16 protein-coding genes and 2 pseudogenes are annotated in these 16,863 nt (G+C 59.7%); 11 read left to right on the forward strand and 7 right to left on the reverse strand.

Features of this window, described 5'->3' with window-relative positions; all coding sequences use genetic code 11:
- Window positions 1-12: 12 nt before the first annotated feature.
- The gene (locus tag N2A41_RS31015) at window positions 13-1,227 is read right to left on the reverse strand and encodes a polyhydroxyalkanoate depolymerase (protein WP_162115336.1); all 1,215 of its coding nucleotides are present in this window, start codon (window positions 1,225-1,227) and stop codon (window positions 13-15) included.
- 123 nt (window positions 1,228-1,350) lie between these two features.
- On the opposite strand from N2A41_RS31015, the gene N2A41_RS31020 reads away from it, so the two are divergent.
- The 3 genes from N2A41_RS31020 (at window position 1,351) to N2A41_RS31030 (ending at window position 3,591) form a co-directional block, all read left to right on the forward strand.
- Entirely contained in the window at window positions 1,351-2,004 is a 654-nt protein-coding gene (locus N2A41_RS31020) for a glutathione S-transferase (RefSeq protein WP_260111999.1), read from the forward strand.
- Between the two features lie 115 nt (window positions 2,005-2,119).
- Complete coding sequence (locus N2A41_RS31025; RefSeq protein ID WP_162115337.1) at window positions 2,120-2,938, forward strand: bifunctional allantoicase/(S)-ureidoglycine aminohydrolase; 819 nt, start codon at window positions 2,120-2,122, stop codon at window positions 2,936-2,938.
- A gap of 119 nt (window positions 2,939-3,057) precedes the next feature.
- Entirely contained in the window at window positions 3,058-3,591 is a 534-nt protein-coding gene (locus N2A41_RS31030; protein WP_260111851.1) for a GNAT family N-acetyltransferase, read from the forward strand.
- A 254-nt stretch (window positions 3,592-3,845) separates the two neighbouring features.
- On the opposite strand, the gene N2A41_RS31035 is transcribed toward N2A41_RS31030, so the two are convergent.
- The 4 genes and pseudogenes from N2A41_RS31035 to mug all read right to left on the reverse strand — a co-directional run bounded on the left by N2A41_RS31035 (window position 3,846) and on the right by mug (window position 6,791).
- Window positions 3,846-4,064, reverse strand: a complete 219-nt coding sequence (locus N2A41_RS31035; protein ID WP_017968423.1) for a hypothetical protein — start codon at window positions 4,062-4,064, stop codon at window positions 3,846-3,848.
- 60 nt (window positions 4,065-4,124) lie between these two features.
- A pseudogene (locus N2A41_RS31040) lies at window positions 4,125-4,360 on the reverse strand (pirin family protein); the annotation flags it as partial.
- A 63-nt stretch (window positions 4,361-4,423) separates the two neighbouring features.
- Window positions 4,424-6,181 carry an MOSC and FAD-binding oxidoreductase domain-containing protein gene (locus N2A41_RS31045; protein WP_260111852.1) on the reverse strand — a complete coding sequence of 586 codons (1,758 nt, stop codon included), beginning with the start codon at window positions 6,179-6,181 and terminating at the stop codon, window positions 4,424-4,426.
- 52 nt (window positions 6,182-6,233) lie between these two features.
- Window positions 6,234-6,791, reverse strand: a pseudogene (mug, locus tag N2A41_RS31050) (G/U mismatch-specific DNA glycosylase).
- Between the two features lie 292 nt (window positions 6,792-7,083).
- Between mug and N2A41_RS31055 the strand changes: the two are divergent.
- Together N2A41_RS31055 and N2A41_RS31060 are read left to right on the forward strand one after the other, a co-directional pair.
- Window positions 7,084-7,569 (forward strand): DMT family transporter, encoded by a 486-nt coding sequence (locus tag N2A41_RS31055; RefSeq protein ID WP_260111853.1) that lies wholly within the window; start codon window positions 7,084-7,086, stop codon window positions 7,567-7,569.
- Window positions 7,566-8,006 carry a DMT family transporter gene (locus N2A41_RS31060; protein WP_162115342.1) on the forward strand — a complete coding sequence of 147 codons (441 nt, stop codon included), beginning with the start codon at window positions 7,566-7,568 and terminating at the stop codon, window positions 8,004-8,006. Before N2A41_RS31055 ends, N2A41_RS31060 begins: the two co-directional genes overlap by 4 nt.
- Before the next feature lie 58 nt (window positions 8,007-8,064).
- On the opposite strand, the gene yghX is transcribed toward N2A41_RS31060, so the two are convergent.
- The gene (gene yghX / locus N2A41_RS31065) at window positions 8,065-8,952 is read right to left on the reverse strand and encodes a YghX family hydrolase (protein ID WP_222280295.1); all 888 of its coding nucleotides are present in this window, start codon (window positions 8,950-8,952) and stop codon (window positions 8,065-8,067) included.
- A gap of 329 nt (window positions 8,953-9,281) precedes the next feature.
- Between yghX and N2A41_RS31070 the strand changes: the two genes are divergently transcribed.
- The 5 genes from N2A41_RS31070 to N2A41_RS31090 all read left to right on the forward strand — a co-directional run bounded on the left by N2A41_RS31070 (window position 9,282) and on the right by N2A41_RS31090 (window position 14,691).
- A complete protein-coding gene (locus tag N2A41_RS31070; RefSeq protein WP_017968429.1) occupies window positions 9,282-10,439 on the forward strand; it encodes a Gfo/Idh/MocA family protein in 1,158 nt (385 codons plus the stop codon).
- Window positions 10,440-10,452: 13 nt separating this feature from the next.
- Entirely contained in the window at window positions 10,453-11,337 is an 885-nt protein-coding gene (locus N2A41_RS31075; RefSeq protein ID WP_017968430.1) for a carbohydrate ABC transporter permease, read from the forward strand.
- Window positions 11,334-12,191: a carbohydrate ABC transporter permease gene (locus tag N2A41_RS31080; protein ID WP_017968431.1), complete on the forward strand. Its 858-nt coding sequence runs from the start codon at window positions 11,334-11,336 to the stop codon at window positions 12,189-12,191. Before N2A41_RS31075 ends, N2A41_RS31080 begins: the two co-directional genes overlap by 4 nt.
- A 73-nt stretch (window positions 12,192-12,264) precedes the next feature.
- A complete protein-coding gene (locus N2A41_RS31085; protein ID WP_170256535.1) occupies window positions 12,265-13,470 on the forward strand; it encodes an ABC transporter substrate-binding protein in 1,206 nt (401 codons plus the stop codon).
- A gap of 87 nt (window positions 13,471-13,557) precedes the next feature.
- The gene (locus N2A41_RS31090; RefSeq protein WP_017968433.1) at window positions 13,558-14,691 is read left to right on the forward strand and encodes an ABC transporter ATP-binding protein; all 1,134 of its coding nucleotides are present in this window, start codon (window positions 13,558-13,560) and stop codon (window positions 14,689-14,691) included.
- Between the two features lie 523 nt (window positions 14,692-15,214).
- Here the strand turns inward: N2A41_RS31090 and N2A41_RS31095 are convergent.
- On the reverse strand, window positions 15,215-15,664 hold the full coding sequence (locus tag N2A41_RS31095; RefSeq protein WP_017968434.1) for a cupin domain-containing protein: 450 nt from the start codon (window positions 15,662-15,664) through the stop codon (window positions 15,215-15,217).
- A 100-nt stretch (window positions 15,665-15,764) separates the two neighbouring features.
- Between N2A41_RS31095 and N2A41_RS31100 the strand changes: the two genes are divergently transcribed.
- Window positions 15,765-16,748 carry a LysR family transcriptional regulator gene (locus tag N2A41_RS31100; RefSeq protein WP_017968435.1) on the forward strand — a complete coding sequence of 328 codons (984 nt, stop codon included), beginning with the start codon at window positions 15,765-15,767 and terminating at the stop codon, window positions 16,746-16,748.
- Window positions 16,749-16,863 lie beyond the last annotated feature (115 nt).

The raw sequence follows: 16,863 nt of genomic DNA on the forward strand, positions 1-16,863 counted from the left end.
ATCTGACGGGCGCTATTCCATCGCCAGGATCATGTTGCGCACGACGGGGTAGATTTCCCCCTCCCAGCGGCGGCCGCTGAAGACGCCGTAATGTCCGACATTGGCCTGAAGATGATGGCGCTTCAGATGTGGGCGTAGCGCCCGACAGAGATCGTGCGCGGCCGAGGTCTGGCCGAGTGCGCAGATATCGTCGCGCCCGCCCTCGACGGTCAAAAGCGCCGTGTTGCGGATCTGGCCGGGATCGACCTTGCGGCCATGATGGGTCAGGTCGCCGGTCGCGATTTCCGCCTTCTGGAAGACGCGTTCGATGGTTTCGATGTAGAATTCTTCGGTGAGGTCGAGCACGGCGAAATATTCGTCGTAGAAATTCTTGATCTTGCTGGCCTCGGCCGTCTCGCCCTTCGCCAGATGGTCGTAGAGCTTGCGATGGGCGTCCTGGTGGCGCTGCATGTTCATCGACATGAAGGCGACAAGCTGGAGGAAACCGGGATAGACGCGCCGTCCCGCACCCCGATAACGCCAGGGGACGTCCGTGATCAGCGAGTTTTCGAACCAGGCGAGCGATTGCGATACGGCAAGCTCGTTGACCTTCGTCGGGCTCTCGCGCGGATCGATCGGACCGGCCATCAGCGTCATGGTCCGCGGGGTGGCCGGATGCCGCTCTTCCGACATCACGGCGACGGCGGCCAGCGCCTGCACGCAGGGTTGGCAGACGGCAAGGATATGAGCGCCCGGACCGATCTCCTCCAGGAAATGCATGATATAATCGACATAGTCGTCCATGCCGAAGCGTCCGGCCGACAGCGGCACGTCACGGGCGTTGGCCCAGTCGGTGATATAGACGTCGTGGTCGCGCAGCAGGGTCTGCACGGTGCCGCGCAGCAGCGTCGAAAAATGGCCGGACAGCGGTGCGACGACCAGCACCCGCGGCCGCTTTGCATCGGTGTCCGTTGCAAAGCGCAGCAGCGTGCCGAAGGGCATGTCGAGCACGGTCTCGACAGTGACGGGCCTCACGCGATTGCCGATCATGACCGACGTAATAGCGAAATCCGGACGTTGGTGAGTGATCTCGAAGCGTGAGATCATCTCCAGCGCGGCGGCGAAGTGCCGTCCCATTTCGCTGCCGGATCCCCAGAGCGCTGTCGCGGAGAAGATCTGCAGGCGGCGCGCCAGATCGCGGAGCGGCGCGATGAGATCATCCTGGAACTGATAGGCCTGGTAGAGCATGGCCGAAATCTCCCGCACTGCCGCATCGATGCGGCAGTGCAAAAAATGCTAGTGGAATATCTCCTGCCATGCGAGAAGATTATCGAGGAAGAAGCAACATTGTCCGACAAGGATACGAGCCCGATGTCGCAGGCGGCACTGACGATTTCCTCGAAAAACTACTCATCATGGTCTCTGCGCGGCTGGCTGCTGTGCCGGATGGCCGGGCTGGACTTCGCCGAAGTCCTTGTGGAACTGGATGACGAGGCGCGCCAGGAACTGCTTCTGCTTTCACCGTCGGTTCTGGTGCCGAGGCTGACCCATGACGATGTGACGGTCTGGGACACGTTGGCGATCGCCGAATATCTCCATGAGGTCGCGCCCACTGCCGGGCTCTGGCCCACCGAGCGCGCGGCGCGCGCCCGCTGCCGGTCGGTTTCGGGCGAGATGCATTCGGGTTTCCACAATCTGCGCTCGGCATTGCCGATGAACCTCAAGGCGCGGCATGCGAGCTTCAAGATATTTTCGGGCGCGCGGCCCGATGTCGAGCGTGTCAAGGCGATCTGGACCGAATGCCTCGAGGCAAGCGGCGGCCCGTGGCTGTTCGGGATCACGCCGACCGTGGCCGATGCGATGTTTGCGCCGGTCTGCACCCGATTCCGCACCTACGCGGTGGAACTCGAACCGCAGCTCGAAGCCTATGTCGAGACGGTGCTGTCCTGGCCGCTGATGGGTGAATGGACGGAGGGAGCGATGGTCGAGCCGGATGAGATCGTCGAGTTGGAAGTCGAGTTCTGACCGGAACGCGGCGGTGCGGCTCCGCATCGACTTTCACGCGACGAATTAAGAGTTGCCTGCAAGGTGAGCGGCGCATAAATCAGATGCAGTGCTACATGCCGCGAAATCTGGACCAATGAACAGAGATTATTATTCCAAACTCGGCGGACTGCCGCCGCAAACCGAGCTGCTTTCCAGCAAAGCCGTTTTCACCACAGCCTACGCGGTCATCCCGCGCAGCGTCATGACCGATATCGTCACCAGCGTCCTTCCTCACTGGACGGGAACGCGGGCTTGGGTTCTCTCCCGGCCGCTCTCCGGTTTCTCCGAGACCTTCTCGCAATATGTGATGGAGGTCCAGCCCGGCGGCGGAAGCGACCGGCCGGAGCCCAACAAACGGGCCGAAGCGGTCCTGTTCGTCGTCGAAGGCGAGATGACGGTGGAGCTCGACGGCAACAGTCATGCGCTGCGCGCCGGTTCGTTCGCCTATCTTCCGGCGGGCTCGGTCTGGCGCCTGAAAAATAGCGGCTCGACGGCGGCAAAATTCCACTGGATTCGAAAGGCCTTTCAGGAGGTCGAGGGGCTGGAGCCGCCGCCGGCTATCTTCACGCATGAGGACCAGCACCCCATCTCGGCAATGCCCGATACCGATGGACGCTGGGGGACGACCCGGTTCATCGATCCAGCCGATGTCCGCTACGACATGCACGTGAATATCGTGACTCTGGAGCCGGGCGCCGTGATCCCCTTCATGGAAACCCATGTCATGGAGCATGGTCTCTATGTGCTGGAGGGCAAGGCGGTCTATCGGCTGAACCAGGATTGGGTCGAGGTCGAGGCCGGCGACTTCATGTGGCTGCGCTCCTTCTGCCCGCAGGCATGTTACGCCGGTGGCCCCGGCCGTTTCCGCTACCTGCTCTACAAGGACGTCAACCGTCACATGACGCTCTGGTAGGATCTGGAGCGGTTCAGCTTTTCATGGAAATGCAGAACCGCTCTAACCTTTTGTTTTATCGCAATTCCGGACGGAAAACCGCTTTGCACTCTTCCTGGAATTGCTTGGGCGAAGGAACGATGAAGCTCGAAAGCGAACGTCTGATTTTGAGACCCTGGCGACAGCAGGATCGCAAACCCTTCGCTGCGATCAATGCCGAGCCCGACGTCGTCAGATATCTCAATCCTCTGACCGACGAACAGTCGAATGCGATGCTCGACCGCATCGACCGGCACTTCGAGGACCATGGCTGGGGGTTTTGGGCGCTGGAGGAGAAGGAAAGCGGCGCGTTGATCGGTATGTGCGGCCTCGCCAAGGTTTCGCCGGCTTTGCCGTTTGCGCCTGCAGTCGAAATCGGTTGGCGGCTTTCAGCGTCGCGGCACGGCGCCGGATATGCGCGCGAGGCCGCGGAACGCTCTCTCGATTTTGCATTCAACGATCTGAAGCTTGACCGCATCGTCAGCTTCACGGTGCCCGCAAACAGCAATTCCTGGGGTTTGATGAGACGACTGGGGATGAACCGGATCGGTGAGTTCGACCATCCCAATTTCGCCGAAGGGCATCCGTTGCGCCATCACGTGCTCTATGAACTGCGGTCATCAAACGGTATTTGACCTCCCACGCATCGGCACCAACCGTGAGGGCGCGTTTATAGTTGAGCAACTTATGATTGTAAAAGTGGCGTAATCAACATTATGGAACAAAAAGGTGCTTTACAACCACCGAGAACCGCCTCTCTAATAAACCCCGCCAATCATTCATGATGGCACGTTGTCTGCAATGATGCCACGCGTTGCCGGAGGCGCCCAGACATTCACCGAATTCAGGTGAATCTGCCCCGCGCACCGGTTTCTCGGAGCTTTCTCGGTCAGGTCGTTCGTCCAAGCGTCGAAAGTGCATCCTGCAGTCTGAGTGCCGCCAATGCTTCGGTTGCCTCATCCGAAGACCATCCCGCTTCCAACGCCGCAGACAGGACCAGCGATTCCGTTTGAAGCTCGAGCTTCTCATAAAGCGGCTCGATGGCTTCGCGCGCTGTTACAACGTGCTGGTCTGGTGGGGTGATGGGTGTGGCGGCAACCGTAGGCATGAAATGCTCCTCCTATTGAACGCTAAGGTTCGAAACCCGTTAGGGGCATCCTTGTTCCATTCATATCGCCTTTTCGGTCTTCGAGCGGCCAAGCGAATGACGCCACATATATGGCGAAATTTCCTCCATCGCAGGAACGCGCGAATGATAATTGCCGGCGGGATCTTCTTGTGGTCGCCGACAGTCCCCTGTCTGGTGATAGATGCGTTCGGGTCGAGCAGAAACGCGACCAACGTGCTTGCACTCTGCGCCTCTACTTCGAGCTTGTCATCCAATAAATGCAGCCCCTGCTCGCCTCCAAGCCATCACCGCGCCGTGCGTGGTGAGCAAGAATCACCGTCGGCGCGTTCGTCCAGGCATTACAAATCAATCACGATATCGCCCTCAGGTTTTGCGCAGCAAATCAGCACATTGCCATCCGCCGGCGCATCGACAGGGTCCGGCCGGTAGCCGACGTTTCCTTCCACAAGTCCGGTCTCGCAAGTGTGACAGACGCCGGTTCGGCACGACCATCGCACCGGCACGTCGCAGGCCTCGGCCAGTTCGAGCAAGCTCTGGAATGTCGGCTCCCAGCGCACATTGAGACCGGTGCGGGCAAACGACACCAGCGGCCCCGAGCCTGGAAGCCCTGCCGGCAAATGTGGTGGCCGGCGGGGCGAGGCAGCTATGCCGGGTGTGATCGACGGACCGGCGCCGAACATCTCGGTGTGGATGCGATCCGGCGCGATGCCCAAGCCTGCAAGGCCGACGGTGAGATCGCCCATGAAGCTCGATGGTCCGCAGACATAGACGTCACAATTGCGCGGTAGGTTGAGCGATTTGAGCGCCTCCGCATCCAGATGGCCGCGAGCGTCGAAATCGATATCGGGCCGATCCTTGGGGTCGGGAGAGCTGTAGCAAATGTGGCTGTGATGGTGAGCGAGCGCCTTAAGCAGCCCGCGCGCCTCCTCGGCAAAGGGATGCTCGCGGCCATTGCGGGTTCCATACAACCACCAGACTTCCCGGGGCGATGCTTCGGCCGCCAAAACATGAAGCATCGCCAGCACCGGCGTCACTCCGATCCCGGCACTCAACAGAACAACCGGTGTATCGCCCGGCCGCAATATGAAACTGCCGCGCGCCGCACTTGCCTGCACGATGTCGCCGACCTGTAGCTCGTCGTCGATGTAGCCGCTGGCTGCGCCATGGACCTCCCGCTTGACGCTGACGCGATAATGCGTGGCGCTGGGCTCGCCCGACAGCGAATAGCTGCGCATCAGCGCAGGCGCCGAATCCAGTCCGAGCCGCAGCACCACGAACTGCCCGGGGAGTGCGGCGGCAACAGGCTGGCCATCTGCCGGTTCGAGCACGAGGGAGACCACACTGCCGCTTTCGCGCACTTTGCGCGACACGCGCAGCGGGCGGAACCCGCGCCATGCCGGAGGTGGGCCGGGCGCGGCCAGCCCGGCATTTCCTGTCGTCGCGCCCTCCTTCCGCTCCTGCTTGAGCAGGGCCTCGAAAGAATGACGCCAGCCTGGGCTCAGCGCTGGGACGCGCAGCGCTCGCTCCAACTGATCGCGCGGGTGACCCGGCATATAAAGCAGCGCGTTGATCTCGAAAACGCTCATACCCTCCGGTCCGGACGCAACCTTGGTGATCTCGTCGCCGGCCTGCACTTCGCCTTCCTCCAGCACACGGAAGTAGAAGCCAGGCCGACCATGTTTGACCACCAGCGCGGCCATCTCCGGCTCGTCCATGCGTATGCCGAGCCGGTAGCAGGTGACGCGCGGTTGCGTCACCTCGAACAGGGCGCCGCCGATCCGGTAACGGTCTCCAATGCATACCTCTGCATCCGGCAAGCCATCGACGGTGAAGTTCTCGCCAAACTGGCCGTAAATGAAGTCGTCTCGGCGCAATTGCTCCTGCCAGTACCGATAGGAATCGATCTGATAGACAAAGACCGCGCGGCGTTCGCCGCCGTGGCCAGCCAGATCGCCTTGTCCATCGCCGTCCACGTTCAGGCGCCGCACCATGCGCGGGCCGTCGACCGGCGTCTTCCAAATGGCGGTGTAAACAATCTTGCCTTGCCAGGTGACGTTGCGCGGCAGGCCCACATTGACCGAAAGCAAGCGTACCATGACATTTCTCCCGAATGACGATCACCGCAATTTCGAGATCGACGCAGGGTGGCTACAGCGTCAATCTGAGTTCCAGATAGTGTTCGGTCAAAGTCGTCAAGGTGAAGGCTCTGTTAAGGCCGCTCGGATTTGGCAACAGTCAGACACCTGCGCCGGCAAATTCCTTCGGCTGTCGACCCCATTCAACATTGGCTCGAAGACTGATAGCCGCGTATGCCGCCTTTCCAAGAAAAGCCAGATTGGCTGGCGCGAACTTTCGTATCTTGTTTTCCAGGATGGGCGCGGCGCTGAGGCAATCCTGCCTCTTAAGCTCGCTTGCGCTTTTTGTCGGACGTGAAACCGCGGATGTCAGACCACAGCCATATTGCAACAACGCGCGCTCTTCATCCGCCCGCAGCAGGCGCGGTGTAAATCCGGCCAGATGCAGGACGCGCCAAAAACGGTTGCTCGGGTTCGAGAAATTATGGCCGTCGCGAACCGCGGACAGAGCAGGATTCAATCCGCAGAATACCACGGAAAGGCCAGGAGTGAGGATTTCCGACAATCCGGCTCTTGGCATCGTGGGGTCTCTTGGGCCGTTGAGGTTTGCGGACGTGGCATCATCTTGCATTATGGGATATCGCTCGAATTAAGCCTGTCAAATATACCAACCGTGCGTCGATCGAAACGAGCTTCCTGAACACCGTCAAGAAGAGGCCGGTCTAACAGACACGCAGTGCTAATCATGTTGCTGGAAATGTCGATGAATGGTCTTACCGCATAATTCCTGAAATCGGAATCGATTTCAGGAATTATGCGGCCATTCAAAGTGCACCGCGTCTTTTGCGGCTCTCAAAAGACGCGCGATGCGGTAGTGACAATCTGAAAATATCCGCTGCAATCGATTCTTTGACGGGATCTTCATGACCATCGAAGCCGCACGAAATCCGCATCCGATCTATTTTGCCGGAGCTTTTGCCACGGGCGGGCTCCTGACTTTTATGGTGCACCTCAACGGCGAGTTGGCCCGTTATGGGAATCCCCTGTTCTCATCTTGGACCGCCCACGGCACGGGCATCATCGCAGCCGTCATTCTTCTTTTGCTGATCCACCGGCGCCGCAGACCTAAGCCGGAACAAACCTTGCGCGCGCCTTTATGGGCCTATTTCGGTGGGATATCCGGCGCGGCAACGGTCATGCTGACCTCGACCGCGGTCAACTCACCGCTCGGGCTCTCAGGCACCTTGGCTTTGGGTTTGGCAGGCCAGGTCGCCTTCAGCGTCGCAGCCGACAGTTGGGGATTGTTTGGTCTGCCAAGGCGCCGTCCAGATAGACGAGACATCGTAGCACTCGGCTTGGTCGTCATGGGGGCTGCGCTGATTATCCTGCTTGGGCGAGGTGCGGCATGACGGTGTTCATTCTCCTGGCTTGCCTGGGCGGTGTGCTCGTCGGTCTCAGTCGTCAGCTCAATGGGCGGTTGAGCATATCCACCACACCGCTGATCGCATCCTTCTGGAACCATGCCGTGGGCTTTGCCGTCCTCACCTGCCTTGGTCTCTTTGTCGGGGGCCTGCTTCCTGCAGGCGCTGCCGATGCGCCTTGGTATGCCTATCTGGGTGGTCCCATCGGCGTCATCTTCGTGGCGGCGGGCAGTTGGGTCATTGCTCGAATAGGCGCGGTCAATTCGGCTCTGCTGATCATCGGTGGCCAGATGGTGACAGGGGTGGCGTTTGATTATATCAGCGCCGTTCCAGCATCATTTTGGGCGAACGCGGCCGGAATTGTTCTCATCGTCGGCGGAATGATGGTCAGTCGGGGACGACGCAAAACCGGCCGCTCGCAATAGCCGGACAGGACATTTGCCCGTCGGCGGTGATCACCCCCGGCCCCCGTTAACTGCAATCTCAGGCGAGGTATTTCGTAAACCAGTCGACCGTTCGCTGCCAGGCGAGCTTGGCTGCTGCTTCGTCGTAGCGGGGCGTGGAATCATTGTGGAAGCCGTGATTGACGTTAGGGTAGATGTAGGCCTCGAATGTCTTTCCCGCTGACTTCAGCGCAGCTTCATAGGCCGGCCAGCCTTCGTTGATGTCCTTGTCCAGCCCGGCATAATGGAGAAGCAGCGGCGCCTTGATCTTCGGCACGTCTTCGGAGCGCGGCTGCCTGCCGTAAAAGGGCACGGCCGCGGCAAGTTCCGGATAGGCCACTGCCGCCGCGTTGGCCACGCCGCCGCCATAGCAGAAGCCGGTGATGCCGACTTTGCCGGTGGTGAGTTCGCTATGCATCAGGAATTCCACGGCTGCGAAGAAATCGTTCATCAGCTTTTCCGGGTCGACCTTTTGCTGGAGTTCCCGCCCCTTTTCATCGTTGCCGGGGTAGCCTCCGACCGACGTCAGTCCATCCGGCGCAAGTGCAATGAAACCTGCCTTTGCCACGCGCCGCGCCACATCCTCGATGTAGGGGTTCAGACCTCTATTCTCGTGAACGACCACCACGGCCGCGACTTTGCCGGCCGCTTTTGCGGGGCGGACGAGATAGCCGCGGACATCGCCATTTCCCTTTGGAGAGGGATAGGTGATGTATTCGGCTAATATATCGGGATCGGTGAACTCGACCTGTGTCGCCAGCGCATAATCAGGGCTCAGCGAAGAAAGAATGGTGGCTGCCGTCACGCCGCCGACAGCGAATTTGCCGGCTCGGTCGAGAAACTCGCGCTTGGTAATTTTCCCGTGCGCGTAATAATCGTAGAGTTCGAGAAGTTCCTGGGGGAAATCCTTGGCTGTCATGCGGGTCATGATGGCTCCTCCTTGCCTTCGGGTCTCGCACTATCCTACACACGTAAACTCGCGGCTCTTTTCAACATTTCGCGAGTTCTGCGTGAGCTTGCCGGGGCGATCATTGGCTGCGCCAACAGTCGCTGAATTCGCTGCCCCGGCGTCAAGAGATGCGCCTTCTTCCCTTTTGCAATCGGCGTCCGGCCGGTCGCAGCCAGCAATCGACCGCCGGCTACCGATCTATGAAAATTAATTTCATACTGGCGCTTCGAGGCCCGTTTTCTATTGACGCCTCCCGATTTTTGTCCCAACTTAAAGAAAATAAATTACTAAATGGGAACTTGATCGGCATGAAAGTGGGAATCATCGGGCTAGGATTCCGGCTCGGCTATCTCGGCTATGTTTTCAAGGCAATCGATAGCAGCTTCGACATTGTCGGCTATGTGGATCCGGAACCCGCCGGACTTCCTGGATTGACGGAAAAGGGCATTTCAGTCGGCAAGGCCTATGGTTCGCCGGAAGAATTGCTCGCCTCCGAAAAGCTCGATCTGCTGATGATCGGCTCCCCCAATCACATGCATCTCGACCATATCAGGCTCGGACTTCAAGCCGGTCTCAAGGTCTTCTGCGAAAAGCCGATCGTCACGACGATCGCTGAAAGCATCGAACTTGCCCATCTCATGGCGAAATTCGGCCACGAGCGACTGATGGTCGGTCTCGTCTTGCGTTATTCTCCGCTCTACAAGGATCTGCGCGCCATCCAGGCCGAGGGCAAGCTTGGTCAGATCGTATCGATCGAGGCCTCCGAACATATCGAGCCTTATCACGGTGCCTTCTTCATGCGCGACTGGCGCCGCTATGAACGCTATTCCGGCAGCTTCATGCTGGAAAAATGCTGCCACGACCTCGACCTCTATAATGGCGTCGTCGGTGCGCGGCCGGAGCGGGTCGCAAGTTTCGGCGGCCGCAAGAGCTTCATTCCTGCGAACGATCCAGCACGCGAAGGCATCAACGACCTCGAGCTTTTCCATCGCAAGCCAAGCGGCTGGATGGGCTCGGACAAGGTGTTCGACAGCGACGCCGATATTATCGATTATCAGGTGGCGATCGTCGAATATGCCAATGGCGTCGGCATGAACTTCCACACCAATCTGAATGTGCCCGACCAATTCCGCCGCTTCGCCATCATGGGCTCGCGCGGCATGGCCGAAGGCGATTTCGTTCGCGGTTATCTCGATGTGCACGAACAACTGACCGGCAGCAAGATTGTCGAAAACAAATATGCCGCCACCGAGCTCTCCCAGCATTACGGCGCCGACGAACAGATGGCGAGCGACCTGCTTGAAAGCGTGCGCACCGGGCTCGAACTTCCCGTGTCCACGCTGAATGCGCTCGAAGCCGGCATCCTCGCCTTGGCGATGGACGAAGCGAGGATGAAGAAGGCGGTCGTCGATCTCAGACCCATCTGGGACCGCTTCGACGAAGCCCTTCACGCAAGAGCGGCTTGAGGGGGGCGGCAGGATGAGTGTTCAAAGAAGCACCTTCATCTTCGCTTGCATCCTTCTTCTTCCGGCTGTGCTCTATGTTCTGGCGATCGTCGCCTATCCGCTGGTCGATACCTTCATTCTCTCCTTCACCGACGCGTCCCTCAGGAAGACCACAAATTGGGTCGGCTGGGTCAATTACGAGAAGATCTTCAACGAGCGGTTTGCGGAAGTCATCATCCGCACCTTCATCTGGACTTTCTTCTCGGTCGCCCTGAAAATGGTGATCGGCACCTTCGGGGCGACGATGCTGAACGCCGCGGTCCCCGGCCGCTCATTGTTTCGGCTGCTGACCATGCCGCCATGGATCGTGCCGATGGCGATCGGCATCTTCATGTGGGGCTGGATGTATAACGGCCAGTTCGGGATGATCTCCGGCATGTTGCAGCGCTTCGGTCTGGTCGACGGCCCGGTCGCCTTCCTCGCTTATGGAAGCACCGCCTTCTGGGCCACGATCGTCACCGACGTGTGGATCGGCGTGCCGCTGGTGACGATCTACTTCCTGGCGGCGATCCAATCCATTCCGAAGGATCTCTACGAGGCCGCCTGGACCGACGGCGCCGGCCGCTGGTACCGCTTCCGCCGCATCACGCTGCCGCTGATGGTTCCGGCGATCATCACCATGTCGATGCTGTCGCTGATCGCCACCTTCAACTCGTTCGACATCATCTGGATCCTGACGCAGGGCGGACCGAGCGGCGAGACGACGACGATGATCATCGATACCTACCAGACCGCGATCGGCTCGAAGAAATACGGTGAAGGTGCAGCGCGCGCCGTTTTGATCTGCATCTTCCTGTCGCTCTTCTGCTTCGCCTATTTCCGCGTCACCCGCCGTCTCAACCCGGAGAAGCGCGCATGAGCAATGCAGCCATGATCGACCGTTACCGCTGGTGGGAAATCATCCTGATCTATTGCGGCATCGCGCTGTTTCTTTTTTTCGTGCTGTCGCCCTTCGTCGAAGGTTTCCTGGTGTCGCTGAAGCCGCTCAGCCAACTCTTCTCCTCGCCCTACCGCTTCTGGCCGGAGAACGGCTCGTTCGAAGCCTATCGGACGATGTGGATCAGCGTGCCGGGCTTCGGGCGTTATATCTTCAACTCGTTCTTCATCTCGGTCATCGTCACGCTGATCGTGCTCGGTCTGGTCATTCCGGCGGCCTATGCCTTCGCGAAGTTCGAATTCAAGGGCATGGGCATCCTGCTCGGCGCCTTCCTGACGGTGAACATGTTCTCCGGCGCGGTGCTGTTGATCCCGCTCTTCCGGCTGATGCGCAGCATCGGCGTGCTCAATACCTATCTCGCCATGATCGTGCCTGGCGTCGCCTTCCTGATCCCTTCGGCGATCTGGCTGCTGCGCACCTACATGATCCGTATTCCGCAGGAGCTCAACGAAGCGGCCTACATGGATGGCGCCAGCCACTTCTACACGCTGCGCCGGGTCATCCTGCCGATTGCGATGCCGGGGATTATCGTCGTCGCCATCACCACCTTCATCGGCGCCTACGCCCAGCAATTCATCTTCGCGCTGACGTTCAACTCGAAGACCGAATACATGCCCTTGCCGGTGGGGCTCTTTGCTTACTTCGGCAAGCAGGAGGTCATCTGGAACGAGCTGATGGCGGCTTCCTTCGTCGGCATCGCGCCGGCGATGGTCGTCATCTTCTTCCTTCAGCGCTACCTTGTCGGCGGACTGACCGCCGGTGCGGTGAAACAATAAGACCAAAAAACGAGTGAACAGCTAACACAAGAATGGGAGTCACGACGTGAGCATATCAATCAAGACAGGCCTTATGGCGCTCGCCCTGCTCGGTTCGACGGCACTGACCACGGTCACTGTCCAGGCGGCCGACAAGGAAATCAGCTGGATCTATTGCGGCGACACGATCGACCCGGTCCACACGAAATATATCAAGCAGTGGGAAGAAAAGAACACAGGCTGGAAGATCACTCCTGAGGTCGTCGGATGGGCACAGTGCCAGGACAAGGCAACGACGCTCGCCGCCGCCGGCACGCCGGTGGCGATGGCCTATGTCGGCTCGCGCACGCTGAAGGAATTCGCCCAGAACGATCTTATCGTCCCGGTGCCGATGACCGACGATGAAAAGAAGACCTATTACCCCCACATCGTCGACACGGTGACCTTCGAGGGCAACCAGTGGGGCGTTCCGATCGCCTTCTCCACCAAGGCGCTTTATTGGAACAAGGATCTCTTCAAGAAGGCCGGCCTCGACCCCGAGACGCCGCCGAAGACCTGGGCCGAAGAAATCCAGATGGCAAAGACCATCAAGGAAAAGACCGGCATTCCGGGCTTCGGTCTCTCCGCCAAGACCTTCGACAACACGATGCACCAGTTCATGCATTGGGTTTACACCAATAATGGTGCGGTGACCGATGCTGAAGGCAAGGTCACGCTGGATAGCCCCGAAATCCTCGCTGCGCTGAAGGCCTACAAGGACATCGTCCCCTACGCTGAAGAAGGCCCGACGGCCTATGAGCAGAACGAAGTCCGCGCCATCTTCCTCGATGGCAAGGTCGCCATGATCCAGGCCGGTTCGGGTGCCGCCGACCGTCTGAAGAAGACGCAGATCAGCTGGGGTATTACGACGCTGCCGCTCGGTCCGAACGCCAAGGGTCCGGGCACGCTGCTGATCACCGACAGCCTGGCGATCTTCAAGGGTTCGGGCGTCGAGGACAAGGCGACGGAATTCGCCAAGTTCATCACCTCTCCGGATGTCCAGTCGGAATACGAGTTGCAGGGCGGCGCCGGCCTCACCCCGTTGCGCCCCTCGGCAAAGGTCGACGAGTTCGTCGCCAAGGATCCCTACTGGAAGCCCTTGATCGACGGCATCAGCTATGGTGGTCCCGAGCCGCTCTTCACCGACTATAAGGGCTTCCAGAACTCGATGATCGAAATGATCCAGTCGGTGGTGACTGGCAAGGCCGAACCGGAAGCCGCACTGAAGAAGGCTGCCGGCGAAATCGAGGCCTTCAAGTAAACTCTCCCGAGGCTCCTGGGGTCGCGGCATAAGCTGCGACCCCTCCCCTATATCGAATGTGCGAAGACCGCCGGCGGAGACAGATTTTTGGGACAGCTCCTTCTCAACAAAGTTCAGAAATTCTACGGCGACTACGAAGTTCTGAAGGGCGTGCAGCTCGAAGTGAGGAACGGCGAATTCGTCGTCTTCGTCGGCCCGTCGGGCTGCGGCAAATCCACCCTGCTGCGGATGATCGCCGGTCTCGACGCGACGACCGCCGGCGACATCGTCATTAATGGCGTCAGGGTCAACGACCTACCGCCGGTCAAGCGCGGCATCGCTATGGTTTTCCAGTCCTACGCGCTCTATCCGCATATGACAGTCTTCGAGAACATTGCCTTCCCGCTTCGCGTCGAAAAGATGGAAGAGGAAAAGCTCAAGGCCAAGGTCGAAAACGCGGCGCGCATCCTGCATCTCGAACAGCGGCTGCAGCAGAAACCCGGCATGTTATCCGGCGGCCAGCGCCAGCGCGTCGCGATCGGCCGCGCCATCGTGCGCGAGCCGAAGATATTCCTGTTCGACGAGCCGCTTTCCAACCTCGACGCGGCGTTGCGCGCCGACATGCGCATCGAGCTTGCCAAGCTGCACAGGCAGTTGAAGGCGACGATGATCTATGTGACGCACGACCAGGTCGAGGCCATGACCATGGCCGACCGTATCGTCGTGCTCGACGCCGGCGATATCTCTCAGACCGGGGCGCCGCTGGAGCTTTATCATAAGCCCGCGAACCAGTTCGTCGCCGGCTTCATCGGCAATCCGAAAATGAATTTTCTGCCTGTGACCTGTAAAAGCGTCAGCGCCAATGGCGTCGAGGTGGATTATCAGGGCCAGACAGCCCTCCTGCCCGTGACGCCGCGCGACGGCATGGCCGGCAAGGCTTTGACGCTCGGCATCCGGCCGGAGCATATCCAGCTTAACGGCGGCGATATCGTCTTTACCGTGACCCCGACGGTCATCGAGCGCCTCGGGGCAAATACGGTCGCTTACGCCTCGCTCAACGGAGAGGCCGAGAATTTCTGCGCGATGCTGCCGGGTAGCGTCGGCATCCGCGCGGACGCGCCAGTCGCGACCGGCATCAACGCCGCAGATTGCCATTTGTTCGACGAGGCCGGCGCTGCCTTCGAGCGGCGCGTGGAACTGACCGAAATCGATATGAACATGATCAATCCCACGGCGGTCTGAAGCGACTGGCTTCGTGTCGGCGGCCGCCACAGGACCCTCTGCCAATCGGACGGCAGTTCTCGCGGAGTTCGGTCCGCTTTTCTACTGGTGCGCGGAGGCTAAACAAGCCTTTTGACCGCGGGTGTTGCGAAGCTGCGGCCAGTCGTCACGCCTCTGCACCAAATCCGTGGCGGGCAACGGTCACCAGAAACATCAGCATCGAGGCCAAGTCAGCATCGCGTCGGCACTCGCCAGAGCGGGCGAACCTCCGGCCATGACCATGGCAATACCTGGGACCATGAGAGCGACACCGAGGATGGCAAGTCCGGCGTGAACGCGGGGAAGTTTCCCCCAGCACTGTGGTGGGGGTCAGCCGGTAGTACAGGCCAAACAACGCCAGCGTCGTCCATCCCACCAGGTTGAGATGCGCATGGGCCGGCGCCGGCAAGTGATCCTCGCTGATTGCCGTCTGGATCCCCCAAACCATGCCAGAGGTGCCACACACGACCGCCGCGAGAAAAACATAAAGGCGATGTCACGCTTATCAGCCTCTCTGCGCCAGCCCGGGGCCGGTAAACTGCGAACCATAGCGTGCCGCACATTCGGCAACCGCGGCGATGTCACGCGGTATTTGAAAACCCGCTGCGGCGACTTCTTCGAAAAAAGCTTCAAAGCCACCCGGCGTCAGCACGGCGATGCAAACAGCGCCGTCAGGACCGGTGCGGAAGCTATGACGCTTGCCACGTGGGATATGCGCAGTCTCCATCGGACCGCGCCGAAACACGGTGCCCTCAAGTTCGAAATCAATGACGCCTTGCAGCACAAGGAAAGTTTCGTCCTCGGCCTCATGGATGTGCGAAGGCGGGCCTTCGAGCGGGCCGGCAACGCCGTGGACGATGGACATGGCGCCTTGCGTTTCGGCGGAGGACAACAGGATGCGATAGGTGGTGCCGTTCCAGCTATGAGACTGCTGTGGCTGGGTATATATGTTCATGATACAGGGACCTTCGTGGTTGGTTGATCGGAATGCCATTGAAATAGCGCACCGCCGGGCTTGTGATAAATTGGACGATTATATCGACTGAATTGATCCTATGAATTTATCCGCGTTCGACCTCAACCTATTGAAAGTGCTGGATGCCTTGTTGCGCGAACGGTCTACCGTGCGCGCCGGGGAGCGAGTTGGCCTATCGCAGCCGGCGGTGTCGGCGGCGCTTGGGCGGTTGCGCGCTGCCTTCGGCGATCCACTGCTGATGCGCGATGGCCAGCAAATGCGCCCGACCGAATTTGCACTTGCTTTGGTGTTACCGCTGACGCAACTGCTTGAGGATTCAAGCCGCCTCTTGAACCCGGCAAGCTTCGATCCAATCAGTGCGGTGCAGACTTTCCGCATTGCAGCGTCGGATTTTTTCACCGAGATGATGCTTCCCGGCCTAATGGCTAACCTGGAACAGCGGGCACCGGGTATTTCGCTGCGCTATACCGACTCGCTCAATCTTCAGACTATGGACGACCTACGAGAAGCCAGGCTGGATCTGATCTTGTTGCCTGCGGGCAATTTTTCGCCCTGGGTCGATTGGCGACCGATCTTTCACGCCAGTTACGTTGTTGTTGCGCGGCAGGATCATCCGGTTCTGCGCCAGCATGGTGTTACGCCGGCGGCGGCGATGCCCGTCGAACTATATTGCAGGCTGCGCCACGCCGCCTTCCGCGTCATCGAGATGGCGCCCGATCGAGAAACTGCCGCACTTGCTGCATTGGGCCTGCAACGTGAGGTCGTCCTCTCGGTGCCGACCTTTGCGGCCGTCTTGCGGTCTGTGGCCGCGACAGACCTTGTCGGAATTGTACCGCGCCGGATGGCCGTGAAAGTTGCCATCGCAGAGGGGCTTGCCGTTCATCCGCTGCCCTTTGCTTTGCCGCCGACACTGTTGGCAATGATTTGGCACCGGCGCAATTCCGCATCCCATGCACATGCTTGGCTGCGCGCTCAGGTCTCCGAAATACTCACGCCACTCGATGATCTTGAACAGTCCAGCGTCGGTAGTTTGGTGTTGGGAAGCGCTGGCAATCTCGATTGATTGCGGGCTAGGTTTGCGTCCCGTTTCGGGCGCTATCGAACGGCTGCTCTCGATACTTAAAAGCCGAAAACCGACCGCCAGTTTCCGCCCCAAATCGGTCATCCGTCGGTGCTGA

The organism is Rhizobium sp. SRDI969, assembly GCF_025152725.1.
In the GTDB taxonomy this organism is placed as follows: Bacteria; Pseudomonadota; Alphaproteobacteria; order Rhizobiales; family Rhizobiaceae; genus Rhizobium; species Rhizobium leguminosarum_I.